Here is a 15,821-nt window from a genome sequence, read left to right on the forward strand (position 1 = left end):
GCCCCGGATTGTCGAAACCCTCCTCGAAACTGTCCCTCACCGTACTCGAGACCGACGCGTACGGGTCGATCACGTTCGACCCTGTCGAGGCGAACTATCCACGTCGCCGAATGAAACGCTGCCAAACGCGCTGTCGAGACGAAACGTAGGGCGGATGTGAACCGTCTTTTCTCGAATACCCTGAATTGAAGGGAAGAATTTATTATCCATGTGTTCCTCTGGTTCGTTTGCATCAACTGGATCCGAGCTCGGTCACCACTCTCGTAGATCGGCTGTGTTTCCCCGTCTACGCCCATCTAATCGCGACTTCGAGTTCGGATCTCCACACGAAACAAGGGGGTGCGTGTACGACGAATGTCAGACGACAATACGAACAATAGGTCGAACGAAATCGACGGGACGCGTGGATTTGCCACAGATCTCGGCGGAACGGAGGTCGACGACGAGGAGTCGAATCAGGGTCTGTTCGACGATCTCCTCAGCGGCGAGCCGATCTTCGAGAACAAGGAGGTGCTTCGCCCGTCCTACACTCCCCACGAACTCCCCCATCGAAGCGACCAGATCAACAAGATGGCGACGATCCTGGTGGCAGCACTCCGCGGCGAGACCCCGTCGAATATCCTCATCTACGGAAAGACGGGAACTGGAAAGACCGCAAGTGCGAAATTCGTCAGCAAGGAACTCGAGAGTACCTCCCAGAAGTACAGCGTTCCGTGTGACGTCGAGTACATCAACTGCGAGGTCACCGATACGCAGTATCGCGTACTCGCACAGCTGGCGAACAAGTTTATCGAGAAGAACGAACAACGTATCGACGACCGAATCGACGAATTGGAGTCGCTTCTCGCTGGCGTCGACGAGTACGATCGATCCCAGCCACCCGATTCACTCCCCAACTCGTCCGAGGGGGAGTCCGAACTGTTCGAGTTCCCGATCGAGGACGCGGAGGCGCGTCCAACCGAAGCCGACACTGGATCCGGAGATCCGACTGTCACCTCTTCCGGTGGTTCGACTGATTCACCTGGAGATACAAACCAGACTACTGATGGCGATTCTGCAGTGGAAATGGGGGGGTTGGGAACGGGTGAATCACCGACTCGAAACGAGGGGAATGATCGATCGACCGACGATCCCACCGGAACCGACGCATCCGACAGTAGCGAGCGATCGGACGAGACCGACGACGCCGACCGGTTCATCACCACGGTCGACGACGAGTCCGCCTCGAGCCACGAGGAACATGGAGCCGAGTTCCCGCCGGATCATCCACTCGAGTCGACGCCGTTCGACTCGAAATCAGCCGTCGAGGCTCGAATCGAGTCACTCGAGGAGGACCGGGAGTCGTTCGAGGAGGTGCCGATGACGGGGTGGCCGACTGACCGGGTGTACAGCGTCTTCTTCGATGCGGTCGACTACGACGAGCGGGTCGTCGTCATCATGTTAGACGAGATCGACAAACTCGTCGAGAAAAGCGGCGACGACACCCTCTACAATCTCTCGCGGATGAACTCCGAACTTGAGAACTCCAGGGTGTCGATCATCGGCATCTCGAACGATCTGAAGTTCACCGACTTCCTCGACCCGCGCGTCAAATCCTCGCTCGGTGAGGAGGAAATCGTCTTCCCGCCGTACGACGCGAACCAGTTGCGCGATATCCTCCAGCACCGATCCGAAGTGGCGTTCAAAGGCGGGGCGCTCTCGGACGACGTGATCCCACTCTGTGCGGCCTTTGCCGCCCAGGAACACGGTGACGCGCGACGCGCACTCGACTTGCTTCGAACTGCGGGCGAACTCGCCGAACGGGCCCAGTCCGAGACGATCGTCGAAGAACACGTTAGACAGGCTCAGGACAAGATCGAACTCGATCGCGTCGTCGAAGTCGTCCGTACCCTGCCGACCCAGAGCAAACTCGTCCTGTTCTCGATCATCCTGCTGGAGAAAAACGGCGTCCACAGCATCAACACCGGCGAGGTGTTCAACATTTACAAGCGCCTCTGCGAAGAAATCGACGCCGACGTGCTCACCCAGCGTCGGGTGACCGACCTCATCAGCGAACTCGACATGCTCGGCATCGTCAACGCGGTCGTCGTCTCGAAGGGACGGTACGGCCGGACCAAGGAGATCAGTCTCTCGGTTCCCCTCGAGGAGACCGAAGCCGTCTTGCTCTCTGACTCCCGGCTCTCCGATATCGACGACGTCCAGCCGTTCGTCCAGGCCCGGTTCGAGAACTGATCGCTCGGAACTGTCGTCTGACCGCGCCCCTCCTCGTTTCTCGTCGGTTTCGGTGTCGATTTCCCTGCGTGAGCGTCGCCACCGCCCGTTCCAGCGCTGCTGGAATCATCGACGGGCCGATACTGATGGAGTGAGTTCACTCGAGTATGAGACGACGGACGGTCATCGTCGGGGTCGCCGGTATCACTGGACTCTCCGGCTGTCTGTTCGCCGACGATCGACACGACGAGCCGCCGGAACTGCTCGGATTCGGCGAGATCGAGATCGTCATCGACGGATCGCCGGTCGATCTCTCCGAAGATCGGTTTCAGGCCGAACACGCAGACAACTACTCGTTGGCGTTTCACCTCCACGAAGGGGACGACTTCTGGTACATGGAGGGCGAGGAACGGGTAACGTTCGCCGAGGGAATCAACGCGCTCCCCTACTTCGCCTACGAACAGGTGGACGGCGATCACGTCGTCACCTACGACGGGACGGTTTACGACGGGCGTGATCCAGGGACCGAACTGACGTTTCTCGTCGACGACGAGGCGGTCGATCCGACGACGTACGTCCTCTCGGACGGCGACGATTTGCTCCTCGAGATCACTACCGGGGAGTGATTTCGAGATCACGATCGGACGCTGACCTCGAGTTATCGACGGCGAGCGAGTCCGTATCCGCTGGCGACGACAGCGCCGACGCCGACGTGTGCCGCGGTGGACCCGTCGAGGAGGCTCGAGACGAGTCCGGACCCTGCGCCGTGGGGGACGGGACCGACCATCGCGCCGAACAGCGAGTCGAAAAACAGCCGGACGTGACCGAGCCACGGGACGCGAATCATCGCCTTGCCGGTCACCCAGTCGGGGGAAACGACGTCCGTCTGGGCGCCGCCGCGGTACTGGTCGTAGCCGCTGTTGGCGTCGCCTTTCGTGACGAACCCGTCGTGTGGGGCGGGGCAGGTCGGTACCTCGGCACAGGTGGCGTCGCCGACGTACTCGTTTTCTGCTTTGGTGTCGACCCAGTTTTCGCCTTCGTCCACCCAGAAGTGAGCCCGGTGGATGATCGGCGTGCGATGGTCGCTTCCGTCGGGTTTGAAGACGACTACGTCTCCGGCCTGGCCGAACTTCTCGTGATCACCGTTCTCGCCGTTCTCGAGCGTGACGACGCCGGTTCCGTCGACGGCCTCGTCGCCGACGAACCGGTCGTCGTCGACGACGAACACGAGGTCACCACGTTCCATGTTCGGCTCCATACTTCCGCTCTCGACGGCGACCAGCGGTGGCCAGATACCGCTGATGCCGAACAGTATCAGCGCGATGACGGCGACGATAGCGACGCTACTCAGAATGTCCCGGACGAAGACGACCGTTCCGTCTTCGGTGCCGAGAAACCAGCGGACGATTCCGTCGTCTTCGATCGTCACGTCACTCGTGGCGTTTTCGGTCGACGCGTCGGCGACAGCGGATTCGTTCGCTACGGCGTCGTCGTCGGATTCTTCCGGACGATCGTCGTTCCGCGTCGAATCGCGGGAATTCCAACCGGAATCTCCGTCGTCCGAGTCACCGCCTGGATCGCCGGAGTGGGGACCGCTCATCGTCCCGCATTTTACCGGGGCATGCAATCAAGGTTCCCCTCGTCGAACAGTACTGAGAGTGGGTAGCGTTCCGGTCGGTTCGACACGCGTTGCAGTGAGCCACGAACTATCGCGTCGGCCGTCGTTTCGCTACCCTTTTTTCGTCCGGTCGCAGACGTGTGATCGTGCCACTCGAGGGTGCGGCCCGGATCGTCGACGAACTCACGAGCCGCGGCTACAACGCCGAACGTGAGGCCGTCACGCTGATCGCCTCCGCCGAGAATCCGGCGGCGGTCTTAGAGCGCGTCGTCGAGGACGTGGCCGAGGACGCGCTGGTGGTTCGAACCGACCACGTCGAGACGGCGCTTTCGACGGAATCGTCGTCGAACGATTCGGTCCCGCAGTCAGCTGATCCCGTTGGAGAACACCCCCCTGTTTCAACTGGAGATAACTCCCCCAGTGTGAACGAATCGGGTACCCAATCTCCAGGTGAAACGAAGGGGTCTCTGCCCCCCGACGACCGATCCCGGCCAGCCACCGATCAGGCGTCGACTACCGTCGATTCGCCGCGGTCGACGTCCGACGTCGACCGGTCGTCCACCGGAAACCGATCGGTCGATCCCGAGTTACGGTCGCTCGAGATCGACGGCGATATGACCGGCGAGAGCACGGGGACGGGGGAGTACGACGACTTCGTCGCGGTGTTTCGCGATCGACTCGAGCGACTCGGCTCGAAGCTGAAAGGGCGGGTCAACCACCGGCCGGCGACGGCGATCCAGAGTATGCCTGGGGGGAGCGAGGCGGGCATGGTCGGGCTGGTCAACGACGTTCGGTCGACGGCGAGCGGGCACTGGCTGATCGAACTCGAGGACGCCACGGGGACGTTTCCGTGGTTGGTGATGAAAGACCGGGAGTACGCCGACCTGGTCGAGGAACTGCTGTGTGACGAGGTGCTGGCGATGGAGGGGACGCTCTCGGACGATGCGGGGATCGCGTTCGTCGACTCGATGTACTTCCCCGACGTTCCTCGAACGCGCGAGCCGTCGACCGCGGATCGTCACGTGCAGGCGGCGCTGATCAGCGACGTCCACGTCGGGAGCGAGGAGTTCATGGAAGACGCCTGGAACGCCTTCGCGGACTGGCTCTACACCGAGGAGGCCGACCACGTCGAGTACCTGTTGATCGCCGGGGACATGGTCGAGGGCGTCGGCGTCTATCCGAACCAGGACGAGGAACTCGAGATCGTCGACATCTACGAACAGTACGAGACGTTCAACGAACACCTCAAATCGGTCCCCGGGGACATCGAGATCGTCATGATTCCGGGGAATCACGACGCGGTACGACTCGCGGAACCTCAGCCTGGCTTCGACGAAAATCTCCGCAACATTATGTCGGCTCACGACGCCCGGATCGTGAGCAACCCATCGACGGTGACACTCGAGGGGGTCTCCGTGTTGATGTACCATGGCGTTTCCCTCGACGAGGTGATCGCCGAACTCCCCGAGGAGAAAGCGAGCTACGACGACCCCCACAAGGCGATGTACCATCTCCTCAAGAAACGACACGTCGCGCCGCAGTTCGGCGGTCACACACGTCTCGCACCCGAGGAACGCGATTACCTCGTCATCGAGGACGTTCCCGATATCTTCCATACCGGACACGTCCACAAACTCGGCTTCGGCAAGTATCACAACGTGCTCGCGATCAACTCGGGCTGTTGGCAGGCCCAGACCGACTTCCAGAAGTCCGTCAACATCGATCCCGATGCGGGGTACGCGCCCATCGTCGATCTGGACACGCTCGACGTTACCGTCCAGAAGTTCAGCTGACCACGTCGGTCTCGAGTCGAAATCGAACGGGCACGAGACGTGGTGACGTGTCGTCGGTTCGGTCTGCTTCGATCTCGTGGGAGCCGAACACCAACCGGATCAGGCGACTCGACTCGAGGTACGCAGAGGTAATGGCATCGCGTTCGTCGTCGCCGACGACCTCCCCAGTGGCGGGGAGTTCCCTCCCGCGAAGGTGGAGCACACACTCGTGAGGGTCGCGGAAGTTCTTCCACCAGTTCGTCGCCGACCGCGGCGTGAGGACGGTCGGGTGGCCGTCGACCGAACGGTAGGAGACCGGGAACGTGTAACGTTTCCCGCTACGGGTGGCGACGTACGAGAGGACCAGGAGACGACGACTCACGAGCCAGTGACATCGCGATCGTAACAACCGACGAAAGACGGGGTTCGCGACACGTCGCTCGAGGGCGCGCCAGATCGACGAGATGGCCCGTCTCGACGATCCAACGGCGTCGAGTGTCGCCATTCACTCGGACTCCAGTCGAAACCGTTCCGTTCGAGCGCCGTCGAACCGTGGTCCCCGTCCCGTTCGTTCGAACCCGAGCGCGTCGGCAGCCTCTCGAACGGAATCGCGGTTTGGCGACATCAGCAGTTCGACGGCCATCGACTCGCGTTCGGCGAACCGGACCGGTTCGGCCAGCAGCCGCTTGCAGGCGTCAGTGGTTCCACCGATCTGGGTGACGTGAACGGTGTCTTCGCGCGCGTCGAAGCTGATGAACCCGAGCAGATCCTCCGGATCCGAGCCGCCGTACTGCGAACTCGAGACGTCCGCGTTCGGATCGTGCGTGCCGTCTTCGGCGACGCGGACCGTCCGATCGTGAACGAGATTTCGCATCACGTCGGTCGGCGAGTCGGCGATCGCCGCGAGTGCGTCGGCGTCGGCCTCGAGTGCGTCCCGTACGTTCATCGTCGTGTGTTAATGCCACGCGTGAATATAAATCCCGGCTGCGGTGTCGACGTGTCGTTTCCGACCGCGACAGAACGTGTCACTTTCGGCGATGGTCGTCTCGTCTGCCACCTTGAGGTGTCGATACGGAGGTCTTTGCCGGTCCAATGGGACACAGTTATCTGCTCGCTCTGGTAACGAACCGAGTATGAGTTCGGACATCGGTACACGATCACAGCCACGCTGTGAGGTGTCAGTATGCGCGTTGTAGCTAAGTTTGGCGGAACGAGTCTCGGGAGCGGTGACCGAATCGACCGTGCAGCCGACTCCGTCGCGGCGGCGGTCGAGGACGGCCACGAGATCGCGGTCGTCGCGAGTGCGATGGGGTCGACGACCGACGACTTGCTCGACGATATCACCTTCGAGACTGACGAGGCCGACCGCGCACAGATCGTCAGCATGGGCGAGCGAACGTCGGTTCGGATGCTCAAGGCTGCCCTCGCTTCCCGGGGCATCGACTCTCGATTCCTCGAACCGGGCAAAGACGGATGGCCGGTCATCACCGACGAGTACGGCGAGGTCGACGTTGAGGAAACCCAGAAACGCGCCATCGAGATCGCCGAGACGATGGACGAGGAGGTTCCAGTGCTCACCGGCTTCCTCGCGGAGGGGCCGGACGGTTCGATCACGACGCTCGGTCGTGGCGGCAGCGACACGACCGCAGTCATGATGGGCAAGTACATGGAGGCCGACGAGGTCGTCATCGTGACCGACGTCGAGGGCGTTATGACCGGTGATCCCCGAGTCGTCGAGGGAGCGCGAAACGTCGGCGAAATTTCCGTCGACGAACTCAGAAACCTCTCGTTCCGTGGCGCAGAGGTCGTCGCCCCATCGGCGCTTTCGTACAAAGACGGCAGGCTCAACGTCCGGGTCGTCCACTACCAACACGGCGACTTACTCTCGGGCGGAACGAGCATCGAAGGCGAGTTCAAGAACCTCGTCGACCTTCGCGAACGACCGCTGGCCTGTCTAACCGTCGCCGGTCGCGCGATTCGCAACCAACCCGGCGTCTTCTACGACCTCTCGAAGGCGCTGAGCGAGAGCGACGTTAACGTCGATGCAGTCGCGAGCGGAATGGATACGATCACGTTCTACATCGACGATGAGGAGGCCGAACGCGCCGAAAACATCCTCCATCGCGAGGTTATCGCCCACGACGCGCTCTCGAGTGTCACCGTCGACTCGCCGATCGCCGTGGTTCGGGTTACCGGCGGCGAACTCCCCAACCAACCGGGAATCGTCAACGAGATCATCAGCCCACTCGCGGCGGAACGAATCCACCTGCTAGATGTCGTCACGAGTGCGACCAGCGTGGCCCTGTTCGTCGAGTGGGACGACCGCGAGAAGACTCTCGAGTTGACACAGGACCTCTTCTAGTTACTTCGACAACCGTCGACCTCCCCGACCGACGTTCGCAGTCGCCGAGGGTCGCGTCGAGGCTGATCGCATTCGATATCGACTTTCCGTCACTAATTCGGTCCTTCGGATCGAAATCCCGTCGTTTGCTGACTGTTTCGGTCTTCCCCGAATCTGTAATTAATTCGGTGGTAACCGAACCCTTGTCCGACGGAAACGGGTTCGTAACGAAGGAGATCGACCTGGGACTCGAGGGCATGAGCCCGAACCCCGTGGTAACCGAAGTGTTCGAAGACGTCGAGCCGGATCCCGACGCAATCCTCGCGTCGTCTGGAGCCGAATCAGCCGACGAACTCCTCGAGGCCGGTGGTGACCACGATCCGACGACAGACGACGAGATCGATGCGACCGCCGACGACCTCGAAGGGCTGTTCGACGGTCTCGATCGACTCGATGCAGCGCCCGATCCCCTGGATGGGACAGCCGACAGCGAACCCGTCGAGTTCGGCAGGGAGACGGACGCCGTGCTCGTCGGCGAGCCGACGGTAACGGTTCGATCGAGCGACGACGCTGGGGATCTGTTCTCCGAATCGAACGCGAAGTCAGTATCGGAGTGCGACGACGACCGTTCGAGGTCGGGATTCGAACTGGTCGGGCCCGAGCCGACGGCCGAACGAATCGGCGACGAGGCGTTCGGTGACGGGCTGGCGAGTGAGTTTTGCTGGTTCGGTGCGGGACTCGAGTTGACGCTGTAGTATGACGATCAGCCGTCTCGTCTACCACGGGAAGCCTCGGGGTCGTTCGGAAGATCTTCGATCTTCCGTGATGACGAGACGCCTCGGCGTCTCGAACCACTTGACCCCAAGGCGGTTCACGTGCCTGATATCCCTCCTGTGGGACTCCACCAGCTGATGTCGGTACCGATGGACGCTCCACCCACGTAGCCGATCGCGACGGCGGCGTCCAGGCGGTTACAGGCTCGAGACGATTCCGCGGGCGCGATCCGTGATCGTGGGCTCGGACTCGGATCGTTGACCGAACTGTCGTTTCGCGAACGACTGGAGCGTCGGTTCGCTCGAGTCGGCTCTCGGTCCAGCGAGCCAGTCCGGTACCTGTGACTCGAGTTCGGCGCGTTTCTGGGCTTTGAGCTGGCTGTACTTTCGAAGGGCGATCCCGACGCCGATGAACAGTCCCGCGTCGAGTAGCTCACGTCTGAATCGCTCCCGGTCGTTGCGTACCGCGATTGCCTTTACGAGCGAGAGGAGGCCGATCGCGAGGTAGAGCTTCGAACTCCTCGATGGGTCGCCGCTGAGTAATCGTCCAAACTCCATGCGCCGCGACGTACCACGTTCCCTTCCTTAAATCTGCACTGCAATATCACCGCTGTCGCGAGCGAAAGGACGCATTTCTCCCGCAAAAGCGGGCCGTCCGTATCATACGGGCCGCAATCTCTGTCCCGGTCGATCACAGACCGTATCATACGGTCTGCTGTAAGTCATTTCCGGTGCGACCGTGACCCGTCCTGCGGTCGCACCGGTAAATCGTTACAGCAAACCGTATCAGTCGGTGTCCCTATCGGTCTCGTCGTCGGTCGTTTCGTTTTCCGCTGGGACGTCGTCCGATTCGCCACCGTTTTCTTCGACGCCCGATACGTCGTCGGTTTCTCCGATTGGAGTATCCTCCAACTGGTCGCCAAACTCGTTGTCCCAGGCCTTGAGCCAGCCATCCAGCCGTTCTCGAAGTTCGTCGTAGGTAAACCGGACCGATTCCGATGGCCGGCGTGTAAACGCCGTAAACTCGGTTCCGAGCGTGAGGTATTCGTCTTCGATTGCGGGAAACTGAGCGTTTCTGACTGCGATCTCGGCTTGCGCTTCGCTCGAGAGGACGAAGTCGACGAACTCGTAGGCGAGTTCACGCCGTTCCGTCTCGGCGAAGACGGCGACCCCCTCGACGGTCTCGTAGCCCGCGTCGTCGAGCGTTGCGACCTGGTGACGATCGAGGTTTCGGTCGGCCAGGTTCGCGCCGATTCGATCGGTCGTATAGGAGACGACCATCGGCCGGGCCTCCTCGAGGTAGCCGTCTACGTACGCGTCGGTCCAGCGAGGACGGACGTCGATGCCGTTTTCCCACAGTCGCTCCCAGTACGCGAGGTACTCGTCCCCGAACGTCGCGACCGTCCACAACAGAAACGCCCGCCCGGGTGCCGACCGTCGGGGGTTCTGTACCAGCAGGGTGTCCTCGTACTCGGGCTCGAGGAGGTCCTCGAACGTCTCCGGCGGTTCGAGCACTGTCTCGTCGTAGACGAGGCTCACGTACCCGACGTCGTACGGGAGCACCCGCCCGTCGGGATCCCCGAACTCGAGGTCGGCGCTGATCCGGTCGTCGTTCTCGAGACGACTACGTTCGAGCGGTTCGAACAGCGGCTCCGACAGGGACTCGTCGACGCGAACGAGTTCGGGGAGGGTCAACCCGAGGTAGACGTCCGCGTCCATCTCGGCCTCGAGTTGTGCTCGTTGGACGTAGTTCTCGATCCCCGCTTCGGGAACGACCCAGTCGATCTCGGCGTCGGGAAACTCGGCTTCGAACGCCTCGGCGAGCCAGCGACCGGCCGACGTCTCCTCGGCGACCATGGAACTGTACGTCGCCACGCGGAGGCTACCGTCGTCCTCGAGTTCGTCCTCTGGGAGTTCCGCTGCAGAGTCATCATCCTCGTCTTCGTCCCCGTTTTCGCGGGTCGCACACCCGGAGAGGGCGATCACCGATCCCGCGCCGACGCCGCGGACGAAGCTCCGTCGTCTCATCGTTCGAATGTCGCGACGAACCGGCTTAAGGATCGTGCCGTTTCGCCGCCGAGAGGTTCGGACGCTCGTTCGGACCGGGATGCGTCGGTCCCGTTCGATCACAGACCGTCCCCGTCGTGCCTGGTCGTTTGGAGTCCGATTCGTGGCTTCGTTCTGGAGGAAAGACTTTCCCCGTTCGGTGTGAGTCACGACCGTGGAATCGAACGGAACGCGGTCGCGTCGACACGTACTTGCAGCCATCGTTGCCGCCCTGGGGGTTCTAACGGCCGGAATACTGCTCGAGGTGCTCGGAACGATTCTTTTCGCGCTGACGGTCGCGTACGTGTTGATGCCGGTCCAGCGTTGGTTCGTCAGACGCGGATTCACCGAGTGGACAGGTGCCCTCGCGGCGACCGGCGTCGGTTTCGTCGTCGCCGTCGCCGTCTTCTCGCCGATTGTCCTGACGCTGTACGTCAACGTCGACGAGATCGTCGACATCGTGGAGGGTCTCCCACCGGAGATTCCGATCGCCGCCTTCGACGTCACGTACACGATCGACGTCGCGGAAGTACAGACGTTCGCAATCGACTTGCTTACGAGCACCGCCTTCTCGCTGGTCTCGGCGCTTCCCGTCCTCGCGATCAAGTTCGCACTGTTCGTCATCCTGCTGTTCGCGCTCGTCCTCAAGGGTGACGAGGCCGCTCGAGCCGCCATCGCACCGGTCCCTCACGACTACCGGGACATCGTCGACGCGCTGGCGACGCGGGCTCGGGAGACGCTGTACGCGATTTACGTGTTACAACTCGCCACGTCGGCCGCGACGCTGTTCATCGCCTACCCGCTGTTCTGGGGGCTCGGCTACGAGATTCCGTTTACGCTCGCGATCATCGCGGCGATCTTGCAGTTCGTCCCGATCATCGGTCCGAGTCTTCTCATCTTACCGATCGCAGGCTATCACGTCGTTGCGGGCGAACTGGCCGCCGCCGTTCTGGTGGGGGTTCTCGGTATCGCACTGGTCGCCTGGCTTCCGGATATCGCCGTTCGTCCGCGTCTAGCGCGTCGATCGGCAGGTCTTCCCGGAAGCCTCTACTTCGTCGGATTCACCGGCGGTCTGTTTACGCTCGGTGCGATCGGCATCGTCGTCGGCCCGCTGATCGTCGCGGTGTTCGTCGAGGCCGTCGATCTGCTCGCCGACGAGGTCAACGGCGACGCCGACGTCGCCGATCTGCTTGATGTGGACGCCACTGACGATTCCGGCGCACAGTCATCCGAACCCGAATCGGACACCGAAGCGACGTTCGACGAGTCCCGTTCGCGACCGGCGGACCACTGACCTCCTCTCGATCGAGGTTGACCCCCATCCGTCGTCGAGTTGCTGTCAACTCGCGTCGGTCTCGAGTCACCGTTCGCGCTCTGGTGATCCCAACCTCTCGGTGTTTCGGCACACAGACATTTTTCTCCCTGCTCGTCGTTCGTTCGGTATGGTCAGTAGTCGGACACTCATTCACGCGGTCATCGGTGCCATCGTCGGGATCGTCCTCTCGTTTATCCCGTTTTCGACCGTTCTCGGCGGCGCCGTCGCGGGATTTCTCGAGGGGCCGGACACGCGCGAGGGCGCGATCGTGGGGGCGCTGGCGGGTGCGATCACGTTTCTGCCCGTCGCCGCGTTCGCACTCCTCGCGTTCGTCCTCGTCGGCTTCGGGTTCGGGGTCTCGGGCGCGCCGGCCGGCGGGTTCGCGTTCGTCCTGTTTTTGATCCTCGTCGGAACGACGGCGTTGCTCCTCTACACCGTCGGCGTGGCGCTACTGGGTGGCTATCTTGGTGCCTATCTCGCAAACGAGTATCCAGAGAAGCGAACCAACGCCCGCCGAACGATCGGTATGAGCGAGGACGAGCGGATCGGTCGACGTCCGACTAGTCGGGGGGACCGAACCCGATCACGGGCTGGAACGGACCTCGAATCGAACGACACCGGCTGGTCAGCGCCTGGCGAACCGGGCGGATCGCCGTCGACCGATCCGACGGAGCCGACGCGGTGGCGCGAAGAGGGGGAGGACGACCGAGACGACCATCGGCGAGGCGAGTGAAGCGGTAACCAGTGACGACAGTGCGTCTCACTCGTATCGGAGCGCGTCGATCGGATCCGTGCGGGCCGCCCGCCAGGCTGGATACAGTCCCGAGAGGACGCCAACGAGAATTCCAACCAGGATGGCAAGGGCGACGTACTCGAGGGGGTAGACGAGCGGAAGGTCGACGTACAGCGCACCCAGATAACCCGCGAGCAGACCGAGTGCGGTCCCGAGGACGGCACCGGCGACGCCAAGGATCACTGCTTCGGCGAGGAACAGTCCGAGTACTTCCCGATTCTGCGCGCCGACGGCTTTCATGATCCCGATCTCACGGGTTCGCTCGGTGACGCTCACCAGCATGATGTTCGCGATGCCGATCGAGCCGACGAGCAGGGAGATCGCCGCGATGCCGACGATGAAGTTCTGTAAGAGTTCGAGGATATCCTGTAGCTGCTGGAGCAACTCGGTGCTGGTCTGGAACGTCACCTCGAGATCCTCGCCACCGCCGACGAACTCGCTCGCGTCGGCGTCCTCGCTCTCGAGGTACTCGACCGCCCGATCGCGAGCGGCGTCGACGTCTGCCTCGTCGGCGGACTGGGCCTCGACGACGACGGCGAGATACCGGAGATCGTCGGTCGGTTCGGCTTCGGAACCGCTGCCCGGATCGCCACCGAGTCCGTCCCCGAACCCGATGCCGGCCGCCCCTTCGGCGTAGTACGGATCGGTCGGGACGTAGATCCGCGGCGACGCCTCGAACCCTTCGAACGGACTCAACCCCTCGGAGGTCGCCGTGATCCCGACGACGTCGACGGTCGTCTGGCCGCCGCCGACGGTCGTGACTACCAGTTCGTCACCGACGGAGACGTTCTCCTCGAACTGTTCGGCGGCGGCCGAGTTGAGTACGGCTTCGCGCTCGCCCGCCTCGAAGCTTCGTCCCTCGGCGAGATCCCCCTCCCGGACGTACGACTCTCCCGTTGCGACGAGGCCGTCGCCCAGCGCGATCTGTTCGTCGCCGTCCGAGACAGCCTGCGTCGGAACCGTCGCGTAGCCGTAGGCTGCCGCGACGTCGTCGAACTCCTCGATTTCCTCGAGGTCGTCCTGGCTGACGACGGGTTGAGCGCCCGCCAGCGGCCCGCCTTCGGTCTCCGGTTCGGCGGCCCAGCCGTAGAGGTTTCGCTGATCGTCGGGGCTGATGTCGCCGACGATCCCTGCCTGCAAGCTCGCCCCGAGCGTGACGAACGCGATCACGGCGGCGATACCGATGATCACGCCGAGCGTCGTCAGCGCCGACCGGAGTTTGTGTCCACGGATCGACCGCCACGCGAGGCGGGCGTGCTCGAGCGGTCTCATTCGTGCTCGTCCCCGGCTCTCGTTTTGTCGTCGCTGTCCGCGCCTTTCGGTTCGACGGCCGAACCGGGCCGGGAACCCGACACGGGATCCGGCCTGGCTGGCTCGCCGACACCCTCGAGTTCCTCGATCCGCTCGATTCTCCCGTCCAACAGGTGGACGATCCGTTCGGCGCGCTCGGCGACGTGGCGCTCGTGGGTGACGACCACCATCGTCGTCCCGGCGTCGTGGAACTCGGCGAAGAGATCGAGGACGTCGGCTTCCGTCTCGGTGTCGAGGTTCCCGGAGGGTTCGTCGGCCAGGACGAGTGCGGGATCGTTCACCAGCGCCCGCGCGAGCGCGACTCGTTGGCGCTGACCGCCCGAGAGCTCGTTCGGCAGGTGGTCCGTCCGATCGCCGAGACCGACCCGCTCGAGGAGCTCCCGCGCTCGCTCCCGTCGTTCGGCCCGGCCGACGCCCAGGAACAACTGCGGAAGCGCGACGTTCTCGAGCGCCGACAGCCGTGGCATCAGGTTGAACGTCTGGAAGACGAACCCGACCTGCTCCCCCCGAAGGGCGGTCCGTTCGCTCCCGTCGAGGGCGGTCACGTCCCGTCCGTCGACGACGACCACACCTTCCGTCGGCGTGTCGAGACAGCCCACGAGGTTCATCAGGGTGGACTTCCCCGACCCGCTCGGGCCCATGATCGCGGTGTACGATCCCCGCGGAACCTTGAGGGAGACGCCGTCGAGGGCGTGGACGGGCTCCGCCAGCCGGTAAGTCTTGTGTACGTTCTCGAGGCTGACTGCGACGTCCGAACTCGCCATGGGAGGCAGACCACGGAGGCAGGGAAAAAGCTTCTAGGCGGCGGTCGTCTCGAGCGTTCGCGAGCGGCTTCCGTGACGGGTTCTCGAGCGCGCCGTCGTCAGTCGCGCTCCTCGAATACTCGATGGGAGACGACAGGACTCGTGGTTTCGTTTCATGCTCCTCCAGTAGTCGAGAGATGGGATTTACCGAACATACAACGCGAATGCCGCACAAGATTTTGATCGGGTCGTGAAAGCGTCAGCGTTCTACACTGGTCAAGCGGTTACCGAAGCGGCTACCGATCTATATGTTGTGTGTTAACAGTTGCTGCTGGATATAGCGGACTAGTACTTCGACAAGCGTCGACTGCAGGGTCGACTCGAACCACACCACCGAATTCGACCTTACAGTGCAGGCGTGCCAAAGCACTAGTGTAGCACGACGACTTCGTTTTTCACTCTGAACCCGGTGACCCGTCCGCTCGCCACATCTGCGTACTGCTCGCGAGGGGAACGTCGGCAGATAAATTGATTGCTCGCTGGAACTTCTTCTCAGGTTGTGGTTATATTTCGACAAAAATAGATAAGTAATCTACTGACGTACGTCATTTGGTGCTTGGTAGCATTGGACGCAATATCGGGTACCAGTCTCCGCGGCCAAACAGGAGTGAAAACCCATGGCAGACGCACACAAACTCGATTGTGAATCAGTATCGGATACATGCCGGTTCATTATTCAATCGGAAAACGAAGAAGAGACTGTTGAATTGGCTAAGAAACACATGAAAGAGGTTCACGGACAGGAGTTCTCAGATGACGAGCTCCGAGAAGAACATCTTCAAATCGTCTAACGCATAGTTCAGTCCGAATGGGGCGAAACGAACACCACGCGAGTCGT

Annotated in this window: 15 protein-coding genes; 8 read left to right on the forward strand and 7 right to left on the reverse strand. The window is 62.2% G+C overall.

All coding sequences use genetic code 11. The annotated features are described in order from the left end of the window. The first annotated feature begins 354 nt into the window (after positions 1-354). Positions 355-2,232 (forward strand): cell division control protein Ccd6, encoded by a 1,878-nt coding sequence (locus tag GRS80_RS19330; RefSeq protein ID WP_160048959.1) that lies wholly within the window; start codon positions 355-357, stop codon positions 2,230-2,232. Between the two features lie 146 nt (positions 2,233-2,378). Continuing rightward, complete coding sequence (locus GRS80_RS19335) at positions 2,379-2,837, forward strand: hypothetical protein (protein ID WP_160048960.1); 459 nt, start codon at positions 2,379-2,381, stop codon at positions 2,835-2,837. Between the two features lie 32 nt (positions 2,838-2,869). Here GRS80_RS19335 and GRS80_RS19340 read toward each other — a convergent pair whose 3' ends face one another. Further along, positions 2,870-3,811: a S26 family signal peptidase gene (locus GRS80_RS19340; protein ID WP_160048961.1), complete on the reverse strand. Its 942-nt coding sequence runs from the start codon at positions 3,809-3,811 to the stop codon at positions 2,870-2,872. Between the two features lie 164 nt (positions 3,812-3,975). On the opposite strand from GRS80_RS19340, the gene GRS80_RS19345 reads away from it, so the two are divergent. Beyond that, positions 3,976-5,622, forward strand: a complete 1,647-nt coding sequence (locus GRS80_RS19345; RefSeq protein ID WP_343161661.1) for a DNA-directed DNA polymerase II small subunit — start codon at positions 3,976-3,978, stop codon at positions 5,620-5,622. On the opposite strand, the gene GRS80_RS19350 is transcribed toward GRS80_RS19345, so the two are convergent. Together GRS80_RS19350 and GRS80_RS19355 are read right to left on the reverse strand one after the other, a co-directional pair. After that, on the reverse strand, positions 5,615-6,106 hold the full coding sequence (locus GRS80_RS19350; RefSeq protein WP_160048962.1) for a hypothetical protein: 492 nt from the start codon (positions 6,104-6,106) through the stop codon (positions 5,615-5,617). The genes GRS80_RS19345 and GRS80_RS19350 overlap by 8 nt on opposite strands. Further along, a complete protein-coding gene (locus GRS80_RS19355) occupies positions 6,107-6,547 on the reverse strand; it encodes a hypothetical protein (protein WP_160048963.1) in 441 nt (146 codons plus the stop codon). Between the two features lie 237 nt (positions 6,548-6,784). Between GRS80_RS19355 and GRS80_RS19360 the strand changes: the two genes are divergently transcribed. Further along, positions 6,785-7,963, forward strand: a complete 1,179-nt coding sequence (locus GRS80_RS19360) for an aspartate kinase (RefSeq protein WP_160048964.1) — start codon at positions 6,785-6,787, stop codon at positions 7,961-7,963. Positions 7,964-8,130: 167 nt separating this feature from the next. Continuing rightward, positions 8,131-8,697: a hypothetical protein gene (locus GRS80_RS19365; RefSeq protein ID WP_343161662.1), complete on the forward strand. Its 567-nt coding sequence runs from the start codon at positions 8,131-8,133 to the stop codon at positions 8,695-8,697. 216 nt (positions 8,698-8,913) lie between these two features. Here the strand turns inward: GRS80_RS19365 and GRS80_RS19370 are convergent, their stop codons facing one another. Both GRS80_RS19370 and GRS80_RS19375 read right to left on the reverse strand, forming a co-directional pair. Beyond that, a complete protein-coding gene (locus GRS80_RS19370) occupies positions 8,914-9,273 on the reverse strand; it encodes a hypothetical protein (protein WP_160048965.1) in 360 nt (119 codons plus the stop codon). A 228-nt stretch (positions 9,274-9,501) separates the two neighbouring features. Then, entirely contained in the window at positions 9,502-10,743 is a 1,242-nt protein-coding gene (locus GRS80_RS19375; RefSeq protein WP_160048966.1) for a thiamine ABC transporter substrate-binding protein, read from the reverse strand. 193 nt (positions 10,744-10,936) lie between these two features. Here GRS80_RS19375 and GRS80_RS19380 point away from each other — a divergent pair, with 193 nt between their 5' ends. Together GRS80_RS19380 and GRS80_RS19385 are read left to right on the forward strand one after the other, a co-directional pair. Then, positions 10,937-12,055: an AI-2E family transporter gene (locus GRS80_RS19380; RefSeq protein ID WP_343161663.1), complete on the forward strand. Its 1,119-nt coding sequence runs from the start codon at positions 10,937-10,939 to the stop codon at positions 12,053-12,055. A gap of 148 nt (positions 12,056-12,203) precedes the next feature. Beyond that, a complete protein-coding gene (locus tag GRS80_RS19385; protein WP_160048967.1) occupies positions 12,204-12,809 on the forward strand; it encodes a DUF5518 domain-containing protein in 606 nt (201 codons plus the stop codon). A gap of 27 nt (positions 12,810-12,836) precedes the next feature. On the opposite strand, the gene GRS80_RS19390 is transcribed toward GRS80_RS19385, so the two are convergent. Further along, a complete protein-coding gene (locus GRS80_RS19390) occupies positions 12,837-14,141 on the reverse strand; it encodes an ABC transporter permease (protein WP_160048968.1) in 1,305 nt (434 codons plus the stop codon). Further along, complete coding sequence (locus GRS80_RS19395) at positions 14,138-14,944, reverse strand: ABC transporter ATP-binding protein (RefSeq protein WP_160048969.1); 807 nt, start codon at positions 14,942-14,944, stop codon at positions 14,138-14,140. The genes GRS80_RS19390 and GRS80_RS19395 overlap by 4 nt, the downstream gene beginning before the upstream one ends. Positions 14,945-15,600: 656 nt before the next feature. Here GRS80_RS19395 and GRS80_RS19400 point away from each other — a divergent pair. Continuing rightward, positions 15,601-15,774: a DUF1059 domain-containing protein gene (locus GRS80_RS19400; protein ID WP_149079511.1), complete on the forward strand. Its 174-nt coding sequence runs from the start codon at positions 15,601-15,603 to the stop codon at positions 15,772-15,774. Positions 15,775-15,821 lie beyond the last annotated feature (47 nt).

This window comes from Natrialba sp. INN-245, assembly GCF_009807105.1.
Lineage (GTDB): Archaea > Halobacteriota > Halobacteria > Halobacteriales > Natrialbaceae > Natrarchaeobius > Natrarchaeobius swarupiae.

What these genes read in the sequence shown, in the direction of transcription:
- GRS80_RS19340 (WP_160048961.1), bottom strand. Translation starts at nt 3,811, where the DNA reads ATGAGCGGTCCCCACTCCGGCGATCCAGGCGGTGACTCGGACGACGGA.
- GRS80_RS19390 (WP_160048968.1), bottom strand. Translation starts at nt 14,141, where the DNA reads ATGAGACCGCTCGAGCACGCCCGCCTCGCGTGGCGGTCGATCCGTGGA.
- GRS80_RS19370 (WP_160048965.1), bottom strand. Translation starts at nt 9,273, where the DNA reads ATGGAGTTTGGACGATTACTCAGCGGCGACCCATCGAGGAGTTCGAAG.
- GRS80_RS19330 (WP_160048959.1), top strand. Translation starts at nt 355, where the DNA reads ATGTCAGACGACAATACGAACAATAGGTCGAACGAAATCGACGGGACG.
- GRS80_RS19395 (WP_160048969.1), bottom strand. Translation starts at nt 14,944, where the DNA reads ATGGCGAGTTCGGACGTCGCAGTCAGCCTCGAGAACGTACACAAGACT.
- GRS80_RS19350 (WP_160048962.1), bottom strand. Translation starts at nt 6,106, where the DNA reads ATGGCGACACTCGACGCCGTTGGATCGTCGAGACGGGCCATCTCGTCG.
- GRS80_RS19400 (WP_149079511.1), top strand. Translation starts at nt 15,601, where the DNA reads ATGGCAGACGCACACAAACTCGATTGTGAATCAGTATCGGATACATGC.
- GRS80_RS19355 (WP_160048963.1), bottom strand. Translation starts at nt 6,547, where the DNA reads ATGAACGTACGGGACGCACTCGAGGCCGACGCCGACGCACTCGCGGCG.
- GRS80_RS19360 (WP_160048964.1), top strand. Translation starts at nt 6,785, where the DNA reads ATGCGCGTTGTAGCTAAGTTTGGCGGAACGAGTCTCGGGAGCGGTGAC.
- GRS80_RS19385 (WP_160048967.1), top strand. Translation starts at nt 12,204, where the DNA reads ATGGTCAGTAGTCGGACACTCATTCACGCGGTCATCGGTGCCATCGTC.
- GRS80_RS19335 (WP_160048960.1), top strand. Translation starts at nt 2,379, where the DNA reads ATGAGACGACGGACGGTCATCGTCGGGGTCGCCGGTATCACTGGACTC.
- GRS80_RS19375 (WP_160048966.1), bottom strand. Translation starts at nt 10,743, where the DNA reads ATGAGACGACGGAGCTTCGTCCGCGGCGTCGGCGCGGGATCGGTGATC.